This window comes from Roseibium sp., from assembly GCF_965232425.1.
GTDB lineage: Bacteria > Pseudomonadota > Alphaproteobacteria > Rhizobiales > Stappiaceae > Roseibium.
In genome coordinates, this window is record NZ_OZ246971.1 from 5191044 (window position 1) to 5209102 (window position 18059).

An 18059-nucleotide genomic window follows, 5' to 3' on the forward strand; every position below is an offset into this window, starting at 1 on the left:
AATCCTGTTTTGAAATCAATCGAACGGTGCCGGCCACCGCTGGTGGAGATTAGGGTACGGATTCATAATTGAAGCCCATTTGGCGGCAGAAATGGCAAGATCTCGCGAGGAAGCGTACGCAGAGCGGGCTTCATGCCCGGTCAAGCGCGGTGACGCTGCGAGGTAAAGCCATTTTGCCGTCCTTGGGATTTGGCCGTTTCGGCTATCTGCAGCGTCGCGAAAGGCTTGAAAATGAACCACATTTCCTGCGCTTCCGCTCCTCGCAGCTGGTCAAAACGATCCAAACCAAATTGACTTCAATTATGAGTCCGTACCCTAGTCTCAGTTCCCCCGGCGGGGCAAGAGCCGTATGTCCCGGCTGTTCCCGGGACACACTGGCTTGCTGCGTCGGCGCCGGTCAGGCGGCGTCGGGGACGGTTCCTTCACCGGTGACCAGTTTCGTGACACCGCCAAAGTCGATCTTGCCCGTGCCGAGCAGGGGAACCGCATCGACCGTGCGAACTTCTGCCGGGATCATCAGGTCCTGCGCGCCGCGCGCCTTTGCGACCTTGAGGAAATCGTCCCTTGTCGCGTCGGGGCAGTCGGTGATCAGAACCAGCTTCTCGCCCTTGCGCGGATCCTTCACGGCGGCAACGGCTGAAAGGTTGTCCGGCCAGACCTGGGCGGCGACCGCCTCGACGGCTGCCAGCGAGACCATTTCGCCGCCGATCTTGGCGAAGCGTTTTGCCCGTCCCTTGATGGTGATGTAGCCTTCCTCGTCAATGGCGACGATGTCGCCCGTGTCATGCCAGCCGTCGGCGAGCGGCTGGATTTCGCCGGGCTTCTCCGCCTTCAGATAGCCGACCATCACGTTCGGGCCGGAAACAAGCAGCCGTCCGCCGTCCTCGACACCCGGCACGGGCTCCAGGCGTGCCTGCATGCCAGGCATGAGTTTGCCGACCGTGCCCGGCTTGCTGAACATCGGCGTGTTCAGGGCAATGACCGGTGCGGTTTCGGTGACGCCGTAACCTTCCAGAACGCGGACGCCGAAGCGGTCCATGTAGATCTGGCGGGTGGACTGCTTCACCGGCTCCGCGCCTGCAAAGCAATAGCGCAGGGAGCGGAAGTCATAGGCATGCGCCACGCGCGCATAGCCGTTCAGGAACGTGTCCGTGCCGAACAGGATCGTTGCATTGGAGCTGTAGATCAGCTCCGGAATGATCCGGTAGTGCAGGGGAGACGGATAGAGGAATGTCGGCACACCGGAGACGAGCGGCAGGATCGTGCCGGCTGTCAGACCAAAGGAGTGGAACATCGGCAGCACGTTGAACACCTTGTCGGAGGCGGAAAAGTCGATCCGCGAAGCGGCTTGGTTAGCGTTGGCCAGAATGTTCCGGTGTGTCAGCACCACGCCCTTCGGCGTTCCTTCGGACCCGGAGGTGAACAGAATGACGGCCGTGTCGCTGCTGCTCCGCTCCACCAGGGGACGGTTGCGGGTCAGCGCACCGCGCAGCTTTTCGAACAGCCCGATCTCCTTGCGCAATTCGTCCAGCCAGATGAGGTTCACGTGCGGTGCCAGCTTTTCGGTCAGATCCTCCAGTTTCGCCTGTCGGACGAAGGTGCGCGACGTCAGCACGGTCCTGACATTGGCCGTGCGGCAGGCCGATAGCACACTTTCCGGACCAGCGGTGAAGTTCAGCATGGCCGGCACCTTGCCCGCGGACATGGTGGCCAGAACGGTGACTGCCGAACCGTTGGCGTTGGGCAGCATGATGCCGACAGTCTCTTCGCCTTTGGTGTGCGCCATGATCTTGCGGCCGAGGACGGAGACCCCGGTCAGCAGCTTGCCGTAGCTCAAGGGGCCCGACAGCGGATCTTCCAGAGCGGTTTGCGAGCCGCCGCGTTCCTTTGCGGTGGCAATCACCTGATCCACAATGGTCTTGTCTGCTGCAAGGCTGGTTTCGAACATCAACTCTGACATGATCTGATAGAGAGAGCTGCCTGCAGCGGCACGGCGTTTGCGCCCCTTCAGGTCTTCCGGCAATTCCAGACGTTTGGGTTCCATGATGGTCACCTTTACTTTGGGAAACAAGCGTTTGCGGATCTGGTTCGGGTTGAGATAGGAAAAGGGCGTCTTTTCAAGACCGTCGATGCGGATCGGAACGATCATCGCACCGGTCTTGTCGGCGACCATGGCGGCGCCGTCATAGACCTTCATCAGCGATCCGGTGACGGTCAGGCGGCCTTCGGGAAAGATCACCATGGGTTCCCCGGACTTCACCACCTTGATCAGCGACCGTGTGGCAAGCGGTTTGGCCGGGTTGACCGGCAGAGCGTTCGCCAGGGTCAGGAACGGGCGCACCCACCAGCGCTGCGCGATGTTGTAGTCGATGGCGAAGGTCGGGCTGCGATCCGTCAGCGTCAGCGCGAGACCCGCGTCCAGATAGGACACGTGGTTGAGCGCCAGGATGGGGGCGTCGCCCGCCTTCTCGAGGTTTTCCAATCCCTTGATATCGACGCGGAAGATGGCGCGATAGAGAATGGAAATCGCGTCACGCATCGGGTTGGTTGGCAGCGCCTTCAGCATGACCACGGCGACCATTGCGTTCAGACCGCTGAGCATTGCCATGATTGCTGAAACCGAGACACCGGCCCTCTGGGCTGCCGCCAGCATGATGCCTCCCAGCGCCATGAGGGCTGCGCCGAGGGCATTGGAGCCGGCAATGCGGCGCGCACGGGTCTCCGGCTTCGCCCAGGTCTGCAGGGCCGTGAAGGTCGGGACTACCAGCAGTGCGCCGGCGATTGCCAGACCTGCCATGTCGACCGTCAGCCGCAGGGTGCCCTCGCGGCCCAGAAGTTCAAGCAGGCCTGCTGCGGGCGCAGCTTCAGGCAGCGACGAGAGGGTCCATGCAATGTCAGCGCTGAACAGGGCGATCAGCAAGGTGCCGACCGGTGCCGGAAGGAGCACCACGCGGCCTGCGGACAGCCATGCGGCGAGTGCTGAGCCGATACCGATGGAAACGGCAAAAACAGTCAGGAAATAGGTGACGGCGTTTTCGTCGCCGCCCAGGACCTCCTTGACGATCAAGGGCAGCATGGCGAGGACGATCGAGCCGACCAGCCAGAACCAGGCATTCATCAGGGCCACCTTGAACAGCTGCCTGTTGCCGGCCAGGTCGCCGAGGATGCGCCAGGTGGAGGTGAATAGGTTCCAATCCACCTTCAGATCGGGGGACGCCGCGGCCGAGCGCGGGATCTGCCGGCTCATGCCGTAGCAGGCGAAAGCAAGGACAAGCATGGCAGGTGCGAAGATCAGCGACGGGGCGCCGGCGGTGAACACAAGCCCTGCGGAAATCGTCCCGGTGAGAATGGCCAGGAAAGTCCCGGCTTCGATCCAGGCGTTCGCGCGCGGCAGTTCATCGGTCTCCAGATGTTCCGGCAACAGCCCGTATTTGACCGGACTGAAGAGTGCGGACATGGCTCCGAAGAGAAACAGGGCGGCGAAGAGGACGGGCAACGAAGCCGTCAGCATGCCGACAACGGCAATGCCCGCGCCGGCAATTTCGATGGCCTTCGTCCGACGGGCCAGAATGGACTTGTCGTATTTGTCGGCCAATTCGCCGCCAAGGGCCGACAGGAACAGGAAGGGTGCGATGAAAACCGCGCCGGCCAGTGCAATCAGAGCGCCGGTGTTGCCGGTGTCACTGCCTGTTGCAACGACCTGAAACAACACCAGGAATACCATTGTGTTCTTCAGGAAGTTGTCGTTGAACGCGGACAGGAACTGGGTCCAGAAGAGCGGGGCGAACCGCTTAGACGTGATCAGGGGTGTGCGCATGTCTGTTGTTCTCTCCGGTGGCGGGGGCGGCCGGTCCGGCCGCCCGCATTGGCTTTCAGGGTCAGTCCTGATCCGGCCTGCTGATGTCCATCAGCAGTTTCTCAGTCTTGGCGTCTTCGAGCCTGTTGTGCAGTTTCTCCGCTTCGTCCCGGTCCCGGAGTGTCTTGGTCAGGGTCACGGTCGTGTGCACCAGCATGAGGGAGGCCATGGCGTAGAACCCCTTGGCGGAAAAACTGGCCTCCAGATTGTAGATACCGAGCGCCATCATGATGGCCGCAACGCTGAAGCTGACGGCCGTGAAAATCATCCAGTTGCTGGATTGTTTGATCTGCGTGTCCTGCATGGTGTGTCCTTTCTCAGTGCTGGTTTTGAATCATCAGGGGCATGTCGGCTTTCAGCCGGGCGAGGACGTCCTCGGCCTGGGTTCTGACCGGCGCGCCGCAACCCGCATCCGCGAGCTTTTCGATCAGGGCGCCCGGTTTCTCCGCAGGGCAAAGCTCAGCGAATTCCCGGTCTGCAAGCTGGTTGCGCTCCTGGTGTTCGGAGATCACTTCCAGCTGTTCCTCGGCGCGGCTGAGCGCCGATTGTCCTGCGCCGGTGCCAAGGGAATGCGCCTTGTGAATCTGCTCGCGGACTTCGGCGGTACGTTCGCCGCGCTTCAGCGCGCGCAATCTGGCCTGCGTCCGGTGCAACTGGTCGGTCAGGGACAGAAGATCCTGGTCGAAGGAAGTGATCGAGGCTTCAAGCGCGGCCTTTTCGTCTTCCTGAACGGCGATGGCTTCCGCAGCCTCCCGCGCAAGCTGTTCGGCACCTTTCAGAAGGGCGTTGCGTGCGCGGTTTTCCAGGTCCTCAATCGCACCGTTCAATTGTCTCAGACGCTTGCGGTCCATTGCCTGTTCGGCCTTCGCCTTGGCAAGGGCAGCCTGGGCGGTGCGGACGGCGAAGGCCGCGCTGCGAATACTGGCATCCAGGTCCTGCAGGGATCTGCCGTCACGCGGCGCGAAGCCGGTGCCTGCAAACAGGGCCTTCAATTGGCTGATTAGCGGTTCGAGCATGGTGTCTCCTAAAAAATGAACGTTGTTCACTATTTGACAAAACCATACGAGTCAGGGTAGGTCAAGAAAAAAATGAACTGAGTTCACTTTTAAGCGAAGGACGTGGTTAATGGCCGGCATTCAAAAGGCTAAGAGCGAGGAGACGCAGCGGCGGGTTCTGGAAGCCGCGGTCAAGGCCGTCGAGGCAGGGGGGCTGGAGGCGGTGCAGATCCGCAAGATTGCGGCGGACGCTGGGTACTCGGTCGGCTCGGTCTACAAGCACTACGAGGACCAGGACGCTCTGGTAACCGCTGTCGATACAGTCACCCTGGCGCGGATCAAGGCGGCGATGGCAGCGGCCGTGGAGGGGGTCTCAGATCCGCTTGGGCAGTTGAAGGCGCTGGCGCGCGCCTATCTGGCCTTTGCGCAGGAGCATCGTAACCTGTGGCGCACGCTGTTTGCACTCAAGATGGCGGAAGGCGTACCGACCCCGGAGATCCATGTCCAGGAACTCGTCGATCTTCTTGCCTTCATTGCCAGACCCCTGCAGCAGCTGGAAGCCGGTCTCGATGATGACGCACTCGCCGCGCGCACGCGGACCTGTTTCGCGGCTCTTCATGGCCTCGTTGCGATCAGTCTCGAAGACCGGTTTGTCGGCCTCACGGAAGACACGCTGGACAAGGAGATGATGTTTCTTGTCGAACGGCTGGCAGGCCGAAGCTGATTGGTCAGGTCCCGCAAAATGTGCGGTAGGGGCCGAGTTCTGCCGGCGCCGGGCCGGCATAGGCACTCAGTCCATCGCGCTCGGCAAAAGGATCGGCGAGCACGCCCAGCAGCTTATGAACAGGGTCAAAATCTCCGGCCTCCGCCGAAACGAGCGCTTCCTCAACCTTGTGGTTGCGGGGGATGTAGACCGGATTCACGCTGTTCATCCGCTGCCTTGTGTCTGCGGGGCTGCCCGCTTCAAGATCAAGTCTCTGATGCCAACGGGAAAGCCAGGCTTCCATGCCGTTTTCTGACCGGAACAGGCCAAGGACCGGTTTGGTTTCACCGGCGGCAGCGTCGGAGAGCTTGCGGAAGAACCGGGTGTAGTCGATCCCGTGTTCCTGCATTTGCGCCAAAAGCGCGTCTGCCAGATCCTGATCGCCTTCGGCCTCGGTGCGCAGGCCGAGCTTGGCGCGCATTCCGGTCAGCCACGCCGTTTTGAACAGGTCCGGAAAACGACCGAGTTCTTCGCTGACCCGTTCGACGGCCTTGTCCAGATCGTCCGGATCGATCAGGGCGAGCAGGGCCTCGGCGAGACGCGCAAGGTTCCATTGCGCGATCACCGGCTGCCGGCCAAAGGCGTAGCGTCCGCCATGGTCGATCGAACTGAACACGGCCGCCGGGTCGTAGGCATCGATGAAGGCACAGGGGCCGTAGTCGATCGTCTCTCCGGAGATTGTCGTGTTGTCCGTGTTCATGACGCCGTGAACGAAGCCGACCAGGACCCAGCGCGCGATCAGGTCGGCCTGACGCTGCATGACACCGGAAAAGAGTTTCAGGTAGCGGTCGTCCGTTCCCGCCAAGTCCGGATCGTGACGGGCAATGGCATAATCGGCAAGCTGGCGCACCTTGTCGGTCTCGCCACGGGCCGCGAAGAACTGAAACGTGCCGACGCGCAGGTGACTGCTGGCAACGCGTGTCAGGACGGCTCCCGGCTTCGGACCTTCCCGGTAGATCGTTTCTCCCGTTGTCACGGCGGCAAGCGCCCGGGTCGTCGGAATGCCGAGCGCGTGCATGGCCTCGCCGATGATGTATTCGCGCAGCACCGGGCCGACGACCGCCTTGCCGTCGCCGCCGCGCGAAAACGGGGTCGGACCGGACCCCTTCAGCTGGATGTCGCGCCGGTTGCCGTCTCGGTCAATGACTTCGCCGAGCAGGAGGGCCCGTCCATCGCCGAGCTGGGGTGAAAATCCGCCGAACTGGTGACCGGCATAAACCTGGGCAAGCGGGGACGCACCTTCCGGGCTTTCGATGCCCGCAAAGATCCTTGCGCCATAGGGCGTGTCGAGGGACTTCGCATCCAGCCCGAGCTCCTGTGCGAGTTCCGAGTTGAACAGCGCGATGTGAGGCTCCGGGACTTTCGCGCCTTCCCAGGCGACATAAAACCCCTCAAGTTCGCGGGCGTAGGTGTTGTCGAATTGAAAGAGCGGCGGATTGGCGTTCATCACGAGGTCCGAATTGTGGGCGGCGCGGTGCGCGCTGGTTGGACCTATATATAGGCAAACCGATCCCGTTTCCGAGACCGGTCTGTCGATCCGCGTATCAGGCCGCAGATCTATTGCTCGAGACTGGCAACGTTCTCCCGGATCTTTGCCAGGATCTCGGGATTGTCCGAATAGTGCGCACTTGCCCTTGCCATTGCGTCTGCGGCCTTGCCCGTTTCTCCCAGGTGGGAATAGGAGCGCACGAGCATCACCCAACCGTCCGGATTGTCGGGATTGTCGTCCAGCTTGGCCGCAAGACCGGCAACCATGCCCTCGATCATCCGGGCTTGATCTTCGGCGGACATCTCCTGGGCTGCCGCGATGTCCTCCTGGCTGGGTCCGTTGGTGGTGCTGGAGCTTGGAACCAGATCCAGACCCAGGTCAGCCGCAGTCGCATCGAGTTTCGACAGGATGAAAGGGGCCGCGGCAAAGCGGTCTCTGGCGGCTTCAAGAGCAGCCTTGGCTTTCTGCGTATCGCCGAGCGCAGCCCGGATCCCGGCGAGTTCCTGCCACCCTTTGTAATCCGAGGGATCATTCTCCAGCTGTTTATCCAATGTGTCGGCCCGGCGCAGAAGCGCGAACTGGTCGGCGTCGGTCTGTTTTCCGGCCGCCTTGTTGAGCTCCGCACGGCTGGCGTCCGGCAGGTACTCCGAAACATCGCGCTCGGTAAAGCGGGCCATGTTGACGATGTCTCGCCGCACGAGCGGCATCCAGGGGGCATTGGGATCGGATTCGGCAGCGAGCGCTGCCCAGTCCTGAAGCGCACCGTCAAAGTCCTGCGCCTGTGCCTTGGCGAGCGCCAGGTAGTAGCGTGCACGCGGATCGCCCGTTTCGGCGCGGATCTGCTGAAACAGGATCCTGGCCGCCTGGGGCACCTTGTTGCCGTTCGCAAGCGTCATGGCCTCCGCGTAGGCGGACAGGACACCCGGATCATTTCCGGAAAGCTCCGCGGCCCGGCGGTAGGCATCGGCGGCGGAGGCATTGTCGCCGGTCGCCGCGTAGCTCCTTGCCAGCAACCACCAGTCTTCGAAGGAGTCCGGATGTTTCTGCACCGTTTCGACGAGGAGCTCGATCCGGCTGCCGATATCTCCGGCTTGCGCCTTTTGCACAAGTGCCTCCGTTTTGCGGGCAGCCAGCGGACGGTCCCCGGCTCCTGCCGTGCCGAGCCAGGCATAACCGGCTGCAGAGCCGACAATGAGCGTGGCAACAACGACACCTGCTGTCAGAGGGGATCTGCGGGTGACTGACATGCCGCCCACCGAATGGCGCGCGGCTTTCAGCGCCCGGGCCTCGATCTCGCGCTGGGCGGCATCGAATTCCTGTTTTGAAATCAGATCGGCCTCCAGGTCGCGCCGGATTTCGTCGGCCTGGTCCCGGTAGATGGAGAGCGCCGCGTCGGTTTCATCGCGCTCTATCTCCGTTCTCCGCAGGAAGGGATAGGCCAGCCACGCAGCGCACAGAAAAAGAGCGGTTGAAGAGAGTATCCAGAACATGGTCATGGCCGTCCTTCCTGCAGAAGTTTGCGCGCGGCTTCGCGCTCGTTTTCAGTCAAGGAGATGTCCGGGCGGCCCGTGCTGCGCGACTTCAGGTAAAGCAGCATCGCGCCGAGTCCGAACAGCAGGGCCAGGATGGGCGCGGCCCAGAGAATGGCGTTACCGATCGAGAATCTCGGCTGCAGCAGCACGTAGTCGCCGTAGCGGTCGGCGATATAGGAGAGGATTTCGGCATCCGAGTCGCCCTCGGTCATGCGCGTCCTGACCAGAACCCGCAGATCCTTGGCAAGGCCCGAATTGGAATCGAAAATCGACTGGTTCTGGCAGACGAGGCATCGCAGCTGGCGTCCGACATCCCGCGCGCGTGCTTCCCTGACCGGATCGGCGAACATCTCGTCGCCATCGACCGCCAGGGCCGGACCGGACAGCATTGTGAGTATGGCCAGGATCGACAGCAATCCGGCAAGGAATGACCCGAACAGAGTGCGCATCACAACCTCCTATTCCGCCGGTTGGGGGTGCAGGGACGCCTTGCGCGAGGGTGTCGGAACCCCAAGGCGCAGCCGCCGGTCGGCCAGGGAAACAAGACCGGATATCGAAATCAGGAACGCGCCCAGCCACATCCAGGGAACCCCGGGATTGTAGTAGAAGCGGGTCACGAACTGGCCGTTTGCGGCCGGATCGCCCAGTACGGCATAGAAATCGCCATGCCAGCGCGTCTCAATGCCGGCTTCCGTGGTCGGTTTCTGCTCCACCGGGTACCAGCGGCGCTCCGGATGAAGGGTGGTGACTTCCTGGCCGTTTCTGGTGACCGTCACTGTTGCAACGGAGGTGCGGTAGTTCGGTCCCATGCCGTTTTCCACCCCGGCAAGCGTGTACTGATAGGAGCCGACGTCAACCGGAACGCCCGGTGTCACGGTCTGAATTTCCTCGATGCTCCACAGAGAGGCAGCGACCACACCGGCAGAGGCGACAGCTAGACCGAGATGTCCCAGGCAAAGGCCCCATGCGGACAGGGGCAGGCCTGCAAGCCGGCGGGGGATGCTGGACCACCTGGCCGTTCCGGCTCCGGCTCGCCTGGCAAGATCAAAGAGGGTCGCAACACCCAGGAAGATCGCGATGGCAACACCGAAAACGCTGACCGGATCGGGCGCTCCGAACAGCATGAGCAGCATGATACCGACAAGGGCGGTGACCAGGCTCGTAACCAGGACGTCCTTGCGCAGTCTGCGGACATTGGCGCGCTTCCAGGAGAGGAACGGGCCGATCGCCGCAAGAAGGACGACACCGGCGAATATCGGCAGGAACGTCCGGTTGAAGTAGGGAGCACCGACCGTGATCTTGTCACCGGTCGCCACGTCCAGGAAGAGCGGGAACAGCGTGCCGACAAAGACCGTCACCGTGCAGGCGCTCAGGAGGACATTGTTCATGAGCAGCCCGGTTTCGCGCGAAACGGTCGCGAAGGTTCCACCCTCCCTGATCTCCGAGGCCCGGATGGCAAACAGCGTGAGTGCGCCACCGATGGCAAGGGCCAGAAGAAACAGGATAAAGACCCCGCGCTCGGGATCGTTGGCGAAGGCATGTACCGAGGACAGGATCCCCGAACGCACCAGGAAGGTACCGATCAGGCTGAGGGCGAAGGTCAGGATGGCAAGGAGAATTGTCCAGCTCAAAAGCGCAGCGCGCTTTTCGACGACGATTGCCGAATGCAGCAGGGCGGTTCCGAGCAGCCAGGGCATGAACGATGCGTTTTCGACCGGATCCCAGAACCAGAAACCGCCCCAGCCGAGCTCGTAATAGGCCCACCAGCTGCCAAGCGCGATGCCCGCTGTCAATCCGGACCAGGCGAGGAGAATCCAGGGCCTCATCCAGCGCGCCCAGCTCGGATCGACCTGACCGCGCACGAGCGCGGCAATCGCGAAGGAGAACGCCGTCGAAAAGCCGACATAGCCGAGATAGAGCAGGGGCGGATGAAAGGCGACGCCCGGGTCCTGCAGCAGCGGGTTCATGCCCTGACCGTCAAGGGGCGGATTGGCAATGCGTTCGAACGGATTGGATGTCAGCAGGATAAAGGCCAGAAATCCGACACCGATCATGGCCTGCACTGCCAGGACGATGGAACGCACGCTGACCGGGATGGCCTTGCCGAAGAAGGCGATCAGGACGCTGAAGAGCGTCAGGATCAGGACCCAGAGCAGCATCGAACCTTCGTGGTTCGCCCAGACGCCCGTCACCTTGTACAGCATGGGCTTGGCCGAGTGACTGTTCAGGGCGACGTTCAGCACCGAAAAGTCGGAGACGACATAGGCGTATGTCAGCACGGCAAAGGCTGTTGCCGTTGCCAGGAACTGGATTTCGGCCGCGTGGTCCGCAAAGCGCATGGCCGCGGCATTGTCGGTCCTGACACCCCAGAGCGGCACGACGGATTGCAAGACCGCCACGATCAGCGCCAGAACGAGACAGAAATGTCCGAATTCGATGATCATGTGAGTGCTCCATCGCGCGCGGGTTGAGGCGCATTGACCGCAGACAGGAAGTTGCTGACGTGGCTCGTTGATGAAAAATCCGGGATGTCGACCGGCAAACGGCGTTCGAGCGCTTTCGGATCGGGAATGGCGATCGCGCTGCGGGACGGAAACTGAACCAGTCTGCTCTTCTTCAGGCGGGAGAACACACGGCTGATGGTCTCCGTGTTCAGACCCAGATAGTCGGCAATGTCCTCGCGCGTCATGGGCAGTTCGAAATAGAGCGATTGCCCGACGGGACGGCCGATGCGGCTAGCCATGTCGACAAGGAACAGCGTTACGCGTTCGGTGCTGTCGAGCCGTCCAAGGGTGACCAGGTGGGCAGAGCAGGCTTCCAGCCGCTGATGAATGACGGCGAAGAGTTCGGTGATCAGCTGTTGCCCATTCCTGCGAGGGCCGCCCGGATATGCGGCTGTCCCAAGGCATGTCAGGTCTATTTCGCACAGGACGGTTTCGCTCAGGGCTTCGATCCAGGAACCATTCTGACCGCTGCTGTTCATGCCGCACATGATGTGGCCGCTGGTTTCCAGCCCGAGGATCTGCCGTCGGCCGTCAGCGAGCCCGTAGCAGATCGCCGCCATACCCTGAAGGATGATCCAGACCTTCCGGCAGGCACCGTCGTCCAGACCGAGCCGGTCTCCGCGCTGCAGAACCTTGTGCCTCTTTTCCAGATGGCCACCCATGACGTGCTGGCAGAGTCTTGATCGGCACATGGCTTCGCTGCACGCCAGCTTGCCACCCATGGAGATGTCGTGACTGTTCATATGCGCCCCGCTCGTGAGTGCGGCACGGTCTCTCCCACCGGCCCCTGTCACTCAGCTTGGGGGGAGCGTAGAAAAGCCGTTTCATACAGGCCATGACCTAGATCATTTCGTGATTGTGAATATTCGCAATTGAAACTTTAAACGCGTAATCGACCTTTCCTGCGAATTGTCAGGGAACCGGTTCCGTGACCCGTCCTACGGTCTCAAGGCTACGACTAAGCTCAAAAGGAGTCGGGTCCGTGAGATCATTTATTCTGGCGCTGGGCCTTCTGCTGTGCGGAGCGGCCCATGCACAAGAGGTCCCCGAAACGGTCGATCAGGCCGTTGCCGCCGAAAAGGGCTGCATGTCCTGTCATGAAGGGATCGAAAAGTTCACCTCAGGTGCGATGATGGAATCCATTGAGGCCATGGGTCCCGATCTGGGCGACCCCGCGGGTTGCGTGGTCTGTCATGGCGGCAACCCACAGGGGCTGACTGCTGCGGAAGCTCACCAGGGCACTCCGGCCGATCTGGCAGATGCCGGGGGGCCGCACACGTTCTATCCGGACCCGGGAGCGCTCTGGATCGCCGACAAGTCCTGCGGACAGTGCCATGACGGCTATGCCGAGCGTCTGACCAAGTCTCTCATGAACACGGAAGCCGGCAAGTTGCAGGGCAACCTGTGGTCCTGGGGCGTGATCGATACGCATCGCTCCGTCTACGGCAACTATGACCTGGTCGACGAGGACGGCAATGTCCCCTCCGTCGGCACCGATGCATACAAGGACTACATGGTCGCCTTCATCGAGGCCCATCCGGACCAGATGCCGAGTTCTATGGAACAGGTGCCTGAAGTGGATGTGGACGCGATTTCCGAGCATCCCAATTTGGCCGGTATCACCTATTCTCGCCAGCAGTGCCAGAGGTGCCATGTCGGCGTGACCGGCCGTGAGAAGCGCGGTGATTTCCGGGGCGCCGGTTGCTCGTCCTGCCACGTTCCCTATTCGAATGACGGTTTCTACGAGGGCGGTGACCCGACGATCGCCAAGGATCAGCCGGGCAAGCTCCTGACACACCAGATGCAGGGAACGCGCAAGTCGAAGGTGAAAGTCGGTGAGGTCGAGTATTCGGGCATTCCGTCGGAGACCTGCAACTCCTGCCATAACCGCGGCAAGCGGATCGGTGTGAGCTACCAGGGCATCATGGAGTTTCCCTACGGATCGCCGTATAACGAGAAAGGTGGCAAGCAGCCCAAGCTGCACACCAAGAACTACGTCTATGTCAAAGACGATCTTCACCATTCCATCGAATCGCGCGACGGCAACCCGGCCGGCGGCATGCTCTGTCAGGACTGCCACACCTCGATCGATATGCATGGTGACGGCAACCTGCCGGGCACGACCCTGGCCCAGGTGGAAATCGAGTGTGAGGACTGCCACGGAACCGTCTCCAAGTTTCCCTGGGAACTGCCGCTTGGCTACGGGGAAGAACACGCCACCGATATCGGCGATACGGCGCGCGGCCTGGCCGACGACGTGACCGCCGAGCAGTACATGGCGGAAGTTTACGAACCGGAAGACGGATACCTGCTCAGTGCGCGCGGCAACCCGCTCGGCAACGTCATCCGCCGCGGTGACAAGGTCATCCTGCACTCGGCCTCCGGTCTCGACTTCGAGGTGCCGGTCCTGCGCCAGCTCGCGCTTGACGGAAACTGGAAATCGCCGAATGCCGAAGTCGCCATGATGAGCGTCGGCAAGCACATGGAAAGCATGGAATGCTATGCCTGCCATGCCGACTGGGCACCGCAATGCTACGGCTGCCATATCACGGTAGACTATTCTGAAGGCAAGACCGATGTCGACTGGATCAACAATGCCAACTCGCGCGGCGAGAACGGCCTGACTGCCGACAACGCCATGGGCACCAATGGCCTGACCAGCCCCGGCAAGGTCGCCGAGACACGCTCCTACCTGCGTTGGGAAGAGCCGACCCTCGGCATCAACGGGGAAGGCCGCGTCAGCCCGCTGATGCCCGGCTGCCAGGTGATCACCACGGTCATCGACAAGGACGGCAACACGGTTGCGCACAACGAAACCTGGATGACACCGGATGCCGGTGGCACGAAGGGGCTCGATCATGCTGCCGTTCAGCCGCACACCGCAGGCCGTGAAGCGCGCACATGCGAAAGCTGCCACAACAACCCGAAGGCACTGGGTTACGGTATCTCGGGCGGCCGGTTCATGAAGGGCTATGAAAAGGGCTTCGTGGTGGATCTGGAAACGGCGACGGGTGAAATCATCCCGAACCAGACACAGATGCAGTCACAGGCCGTGCCGAGTCTCGATCATGACCTCAGCCGGATCGTGACGGAAGACGGCAAGCAGCTCGTCACCGTCGGATCCCACTGGCCGCTGACAGGTCCGCTGCCGCAGGACATGCGTGAAAAGATGGAGCGCACGGGCCTGTGCATGGGCTGCCACCAGAACATGACGGACGAGGACTTGTGGAACAAGGTCAACAGCCCGGCGTTCCTCAGCAATGAGGAACACCAGGACGTCATGGACCAGGCCGTCCATGCCCTTGCCGACAAGAAGAGCGCGCAATGATGCGCACACGTCCCCCGCACGCGGCCGTGCGGGGGACAGTCCGGCTTATCCTTGGAGCGAACCAATGCGTTTCAGCCTAATTTCCCTTATCGCAGCCACGCTGATGGCTGCACCCGCAGCAGCGGCCCCGGGGTCCGTCCTGCTCATCCACTCGAACTACACCGCCGAAGAACTTCTGTCTCCGTGCCAGGAAGCCGACAACGATGCGCGTTGGGGGCAAGCCGCCGAAATCGAATGCGAACAGTACATTATCGGTTTCGTCGATGCTCTGGAGGTGACCGGTGCCGTCGGTGACGGCAAGGACATCTGTCTGCCGGAACAGAACATTCCGGACGAAGTGCGCTGGGCGTTCATGCGCTGGGTGCACAGCGACTTTACCAAGCGCAAGGCCATGATGGCTGGTGAAGCGCTCATGGAAACCATGAAGCAGGACTTCCCCTGCAAGAACTGAATGCAACAGAGAGCGGCAACGGCGCGGTTTTTCGGAAGTGGAAAGCCGCGCTTGCTACTGGCCGCCGTGCTGACGTATGTGGTCGACAAACAGTCTCAGCGGCACCATCTCGCGATAGGCACGCGGGAAGTACAGAAAAAAACCGGGCACGTCGGGCATGAATTCCTGAAGAACCGGTACCAGGTTGCCACCGAGAACATCTTTCGCGACATAATCCTGCAAGAGGTAAATCAGGCCTTCGCCGCGCCGCGCTGCGTCCACGGCGACGGACAGTGAATTCACGACAAGTGAACCGGTAACCGCGACATCCGACGCCCCGTCCGGTCCCTCGACTTTCCACGGTGCGAAGTCGCCGGAGCTGTGAAACCTGTAGCGGATGCATTCATGGACCAGCAGGTCCTCCGGTGTGCAGGGAACCCCCACTTTTTCGAGATATTCGGGCGATCCAACGACCGCAAGCCGTAGTGGATCTGTCAATCTGATTGCGATCATATCCTGCGCGATCAAATCGCCGAGCCGTATTCCGGCGTGCAGGCCGGTATCCAAGATGTCCTCGAACGCGTCAGCCAGAGAGAGTTCGACGTGTATTTCGGGATAGGCGCTGCGAAATGACGGCAAAAACTCCGCGACAACGAGATCGTAGGCGTATTCGGGCAGCGCGAGTTTCAAACTGCCCCTTGCCGCATGACCGGTCGTGCGCGCGCTTTCGAAGGCCTCCGCGATCTGCTCGAACGCCGGCGACGTGCCGCGCAGGAGGGCGCGGCCCGCCTCCGTCAGGTTGATGCTGCGTGTCGTCCTGATGAAGAGTGCTGTCCCGATCCTGTCTTCAAGGTTCTTAAGCTGATGACTGACCGTTGAAGGCTTCAGGCCAAGAGCGCGCGCCGCGTTCCTCAGTGAGCCGTGATTTGCAATCGCCGTGAAGACCTCCAGGGTCGCGAGCGGCAGACGCATGACGTTGATCCTTGGCTTTTGTTGATTGTTCTATTTGATACATGAATATTGTGGAAGCGGGGGTAATTATCATCTGGTGCACAATATTCTATGTCTGCCTTGTGTCCCGTCGGACCGTGCCCCTGCACGACTTGAGCCGAATTCCCGCCGGACCGATATGGAGGGAAACTGGTTTGCGGCCGAATTCCGGGACCGTAAGGAGAAAAGCGATGAAGACAGTCATTCGATGCGCCGCTTTTGCCGGGGCGCTTCTTGCCGGAGGTCAGGTTATGGCGGCATCGCCGGAAGACAACATCAAGGTGGTTCAGGATTTCTTCGCCGCATACGGCGCCGGGGATCTGGAAGGCATTGCCGCTGTCATGGACGCGGATGTGAAGTGGCACATACCGGGGCGCCACCCGCTGTCGGGAACGAAAAACGGCCGTGATGAAGTGCTTGCCTTCTTCGGGCAACTTGGCGTTGCCGGTTTCAAGGCAGAGCCCATCTATTTCGGTGCAGACGAAACGCACGTTGTCGACATTCACCGGGGCTGGTCCAATGCGGACGGCAAGCCGAATGTCGATACCACCTGGGCGCTGGTCTACCGGATAGAAAACGGCAAGATTGTCGAAGCCACCAATCTGAGTGCCGATCAGGACGCGGCAAACACGTTTTTCTGGTCGCAATACAAGCTGGCTCCCGTGCCGGAAAGGCTGGCGCAATGACGAGAAGACGCGCACTTGTTACCGGTGCCAATCGCGGCATCGGGCTGGCGATCGCAAGGGGGCTGGCAGCCAGGGGCTGTCATGTTTTTTTGGGCGTACGCGACAAGGCCGCAGCGGCTGAAGTCGCGTGCGACCTTGACGCGGACGCGATCGCGCTCGACGTCGCCGATGCTGACAGCATCAAGCGCGCTGTCGAGGAGATCGGTTCGCTCGACATACTCGTCAACAATGCCGGCGTTCTGGGGGCGGGGCGGCTGCTTGATGATCCGGAGGACTTCGAACGATCCATGTCCGTCATGGTGCACGGTCCATACTTGCTGATGCATCTGTTCACGCCTGCGATGGTGCGCAACGGCTACGGCAGGATTGTCAACGTGTCGTCCGGTTGGGGTGCGTTTTCCGACGGTGTTTCGGGCCCCGCCGGTTACGGTGTCGCAAAGGCGGCCCTCAATGCCCTGACCGTGGCCTCGGCCAGAACCTTGCCGGACAGCGTCAAGGTGAACGCGATGTGCCCCGGCTGGGTGCGCACGCGCATGGGTGGGGCGTCCGCGTCGAGATCGCCCGAAGAGGGGGCCGACACGGCCATCTGGCTGGCAACGCTCGATGCGGACGGACCGACGGGCGGTTTCTTCCGCGACCGCAAACATATTGCCTGGTGATCGCCGCAAGAACAAAGCCTCCGGAGACCGGATCCTGGTCCTGGAAAGGGTGTTGCTTGCGGTGCTGCCAAGCGGGCCGGTTCGTTTCAAACTGCGCCCTGCGGCAATAATAAATATCGATTTTTTCCAAATCCATAAGATCTGCTCCAGTCAATGCGGCGTAGTGTCCCTGTAATTCAATCGAAACCAGGAGTAGTTGTCATGAAAAAGAGCCTTGTGGCCCTTGCGGGTGCAGTGTGTCTTTTTGCCGGTCAGGCAAACGCAAATACAATCGTAGATATCGCTGCAGGTGATGAGCGTTTCAGTACTTTGGTTGCTGCAGTACAAGCTGCGGGATTGGCTGACGCACTGCAAGGTCCGGGTCCTTTCACTGTATTCGCTCCGGTCAATGACGCGTTTGCGGCACTGCCGGAAGGTACTGTCGAGACGCTGCTGAAGCCGGAAAACAAGGATCAGCTCACCAATGTTCTTCTGTATCATGTCGACGACCGTGAACTGACGTCCAACAAGATCCCGGTCGGTTCGAACTACTTCAAGCCGCTCCTGACCAGCGAGCGCACCTGCATCACGCGCTCCAACAGCGGCGTCGACATTGCTGACGGCACCGGGTCTACCGCAAACGTGATCATTGCCGACATCAAGGCGGATAACGGCGTTATCCACGTGATCGACAAGGTCCTGCTGCCGGGTCAGCGTCCCGATTGCCACTAAGGCCAAGCATGGCCGGATAGGGCTTCAAGGAGCCTGATCGTTCCAGACACCCGAGCAGGCTCACCGGATCCAGGTGAGCCTGCTTTTCTGTTTTGGTGAGCGTTACGCGTGTTTGT

The 18059-nt window shown here is 61.3% G+C and carries 15 protein-coding genes; 6 read left to right on the plus strand and 9 right to left on the minus strand.

What is annotated here, in order from left to right:
• Positions 1 to 397: 397 nt before the first annotated feature.
• The 3 genes from ACO08A_RS23770 to ACO08A_RS23780 form a co-directional block, all read right to left on the minus strand.
• On the minus strand, positions 398 to 3817 hold the full coding sequence (locus ACO08A_RS23770; protein ID WP_422038366.1) for an acyl-[ACP]--phospholipid O-acyltransferase: 3420 nt from the start codon (positions 3815 to 3817) through the stop codon (positions 398 to 400).
• Positions 3818 to 3878: 61 nt separating this feature from the next.
• Positions 3879 to 4160 carry a YiaA/YiaB family inner membrane protein gene (locus ACO08A_RS23775; RefSeq protein WP_319382419.1) on the minus strand — a complete coding sequence of 94 codons (282 nt, stop codon included), beginning with the start codon at positions 4158 to 4160 and terminating at the stop codon, positions 3879 to 3881.
• 13 nt (positions 4161 to 4173) lie between these two features.
• On the minus strand, positions 4174 to 4872 hold the full coding sequence (locus ACO08A_RS23780) for a PspA/IM30 family protein (RefSeq protein WP_422038368.1): 699 nt from the start codon (positions 4870 to 4872) through the stop codon (positions 4174 to 4176).
• Between the two features lie 109 nt (positions 4873 to 4981).
• Between ACO08A_RS23780 and ACO08A_RS23785 the strand changes: the two genes are divergently transcribed.
• Positions 4982 to 5575, plus strand: coding sequence for a TetR/AcrR family transcriptional regulator (locus ACO08A_RS23785; RefSeq protein ID WP_422038369.1), 594 nt, complete (start codon positions 4982 to 4984; stop codon positions 5573 to 5575).
• 4 nt (positions 5576 to 5579) lie between these two features.
• Here the strand turns inward: ACO08A_RS23785 and ACO08A_RS23790 are convergent, their stop codons facing one another.
• The 5 genes from ACO08A_RS23790 to ACO08A_RS23810 form a co-directional block, all read right to left on the minus strand.
• Entirely contained in the window at positions 5580 to 7061 is a 1482-nt protein-coding gene (locus ACO08A_RS23790) for a protein adenylyltransferase SelO (RefSeq protein WP_422038370.1), read from the minus strand.
• Between the two features lie 110 nt (positions 7062 to 7171).
• On the minus strand, positions 7172 to 8599 hold the full coding sequence (gene ccmI / locus ACO08A_RS23795; protein WP_422038371.1) for a c-type cytochrome biogenesis protein CcmI: 1428 nt from the start codon (positions 8597 to 8599) through the stop codon (positions 7172 to 7174).
• A complete protein-coding gene (locus tag ACO08A_RS23800) occupies positions 8596 to 9084 on the minus strand; it encodes a cytochrome c-type biogenesis protein (RefSeq protein ID WP_422038372.1) in 489 nt (162 codons plus the stop codon). Before ACO08A_RS23800 ends, ccmI begins: the two co-directional genes overlap by 4 nt.
• A 9-nt stretch (positions 9085 to 9093) precedes the next feature.
• Positions 9094 to 11079 (minus strand): heme lyase CcmF/NrfE family subunit, encoded by a 1986-nt coding sequence (locus ACO08A_RS23805; RefSeq protein WP_422038373.1) that lies wholly within the window; start codon positions 11077 to 11079, stop codon positions 9094 to 9096.
• A complete protein-coding gene (locus ACO08A_RS23810) occupies positions 11076 to 11882 on the minus strand; it encodes a Crp/Fnr family transcriptional regulator (protein ID WP_422038374.1) in 807 nt (268 codons plus the stop codon). Before ACO08A_RS23810 ends, ACO08A_RS23805 begins: the two co-directional genes overlap by 4 nt.
• 239 nt (positions 11883 to 12121) lie before the next feature.
• Between ACO08A_RS23810 and ACO08A_RS23815 the strand changes: the two genes are divergently transcribed.
• Both ACO08A_RS23815 and ACO08A_RS23820 read left to right on the plus strand, forming a co-directional pair.
• Positions 12122 to 14467 carry a hypothetical protein gene (locus ACO08A_RS23815; RefSeq protein ID WP_422038375.1) on the plus strand — a complete coding sequence of 782 codons (2346 nt, stop codon included), beginning with the start codon at positions 12122 to 12124 and terminating at the stop codon, positions 14465 to 14467.
• A 64-nt stretch (positions 14468 to 14531) separates the two neighbouring features.
• Positions 14532 to 14918, plus strand: a complete 387-nt coding sequence (locus tag ACO08A_RS23820; RefSeq protein ID WP_422038376.1) for a Rap1a/Tai family immunity protein — start codon at positions 14532 to 14534, stop codon at positions 14916 to 14918.
• A 54-nt stretch (positions 14919 to 14972) separates the two neighbouring features.
• Here ACO08A_RS23820 and ACO08A_RS23825 read toward each other — a convergent pair whose 3' ends face one another.
• Positions 14973 to 15869: a LysR family transcriptional regulator gene (locus ACO08A_RS23825; RefSeq protein ID WP_422038377.1), complete on the minus strand. Its 897-nt coding sequence runs from the start codon at positions 15867 to 15869 to the stop codon at positions 14973 to 14975.
• A 209-nt stretch (positions 15870 to 16078) separates the two neighbouring features.
• On the opposite strand from ACO08A_RS23825, the gene ACO08A_RS23830 reads away from it, so the two are divergent.
• The 3 genes from ACO08A_RS23830 to ACO08A_RS23840 all read left to right on the plus strand — a co-directional run bounded on the left by ACO08A_RS23830 (position 16079) and on the right by ACO08A_RS23840 (position 17943).
• Positions 16079 to 16573 (plus strand): nuclear transport factor 2 family protein, encoded by a 495-nt coding sequence (locus tag ACO08A_RS23830; protein WP_422038378.1) that lies wholly within the window; start codon positions 16079 to 16081, stop codon positions 16571 to 16573.
• Positions 16570 to 17232, plus strand: coding sequence for an SDR family NAD(P)-dependent oxidoreductase (locus ACO08A_RS23835; protein ID WP_422038379.1), 663 nt, complete (start codon positions 16570 to 16572; stop codon positions 17230 to 17232). The genes ACO08A_RS23830 and ACO08A_RS23835 overlap by 4 nt, the downstream gene beginning before the upstream one ends.
• A 201-nt stretch (positions 17233 to 17433) precedes the next feature.
• Positions 17434 to 17943, plus strand: coding sequence for a fasciclin domain-containing protein (locus ACO08A_RS23840; protein ID WP_422038380.1), 510 nt, complete (start codon positions 17434 to 17436; stop codon positions 17941 to 17943).
• The last annotated feature ends 116 nt before the right edge of the window (positions 17944 to 18059 follow it).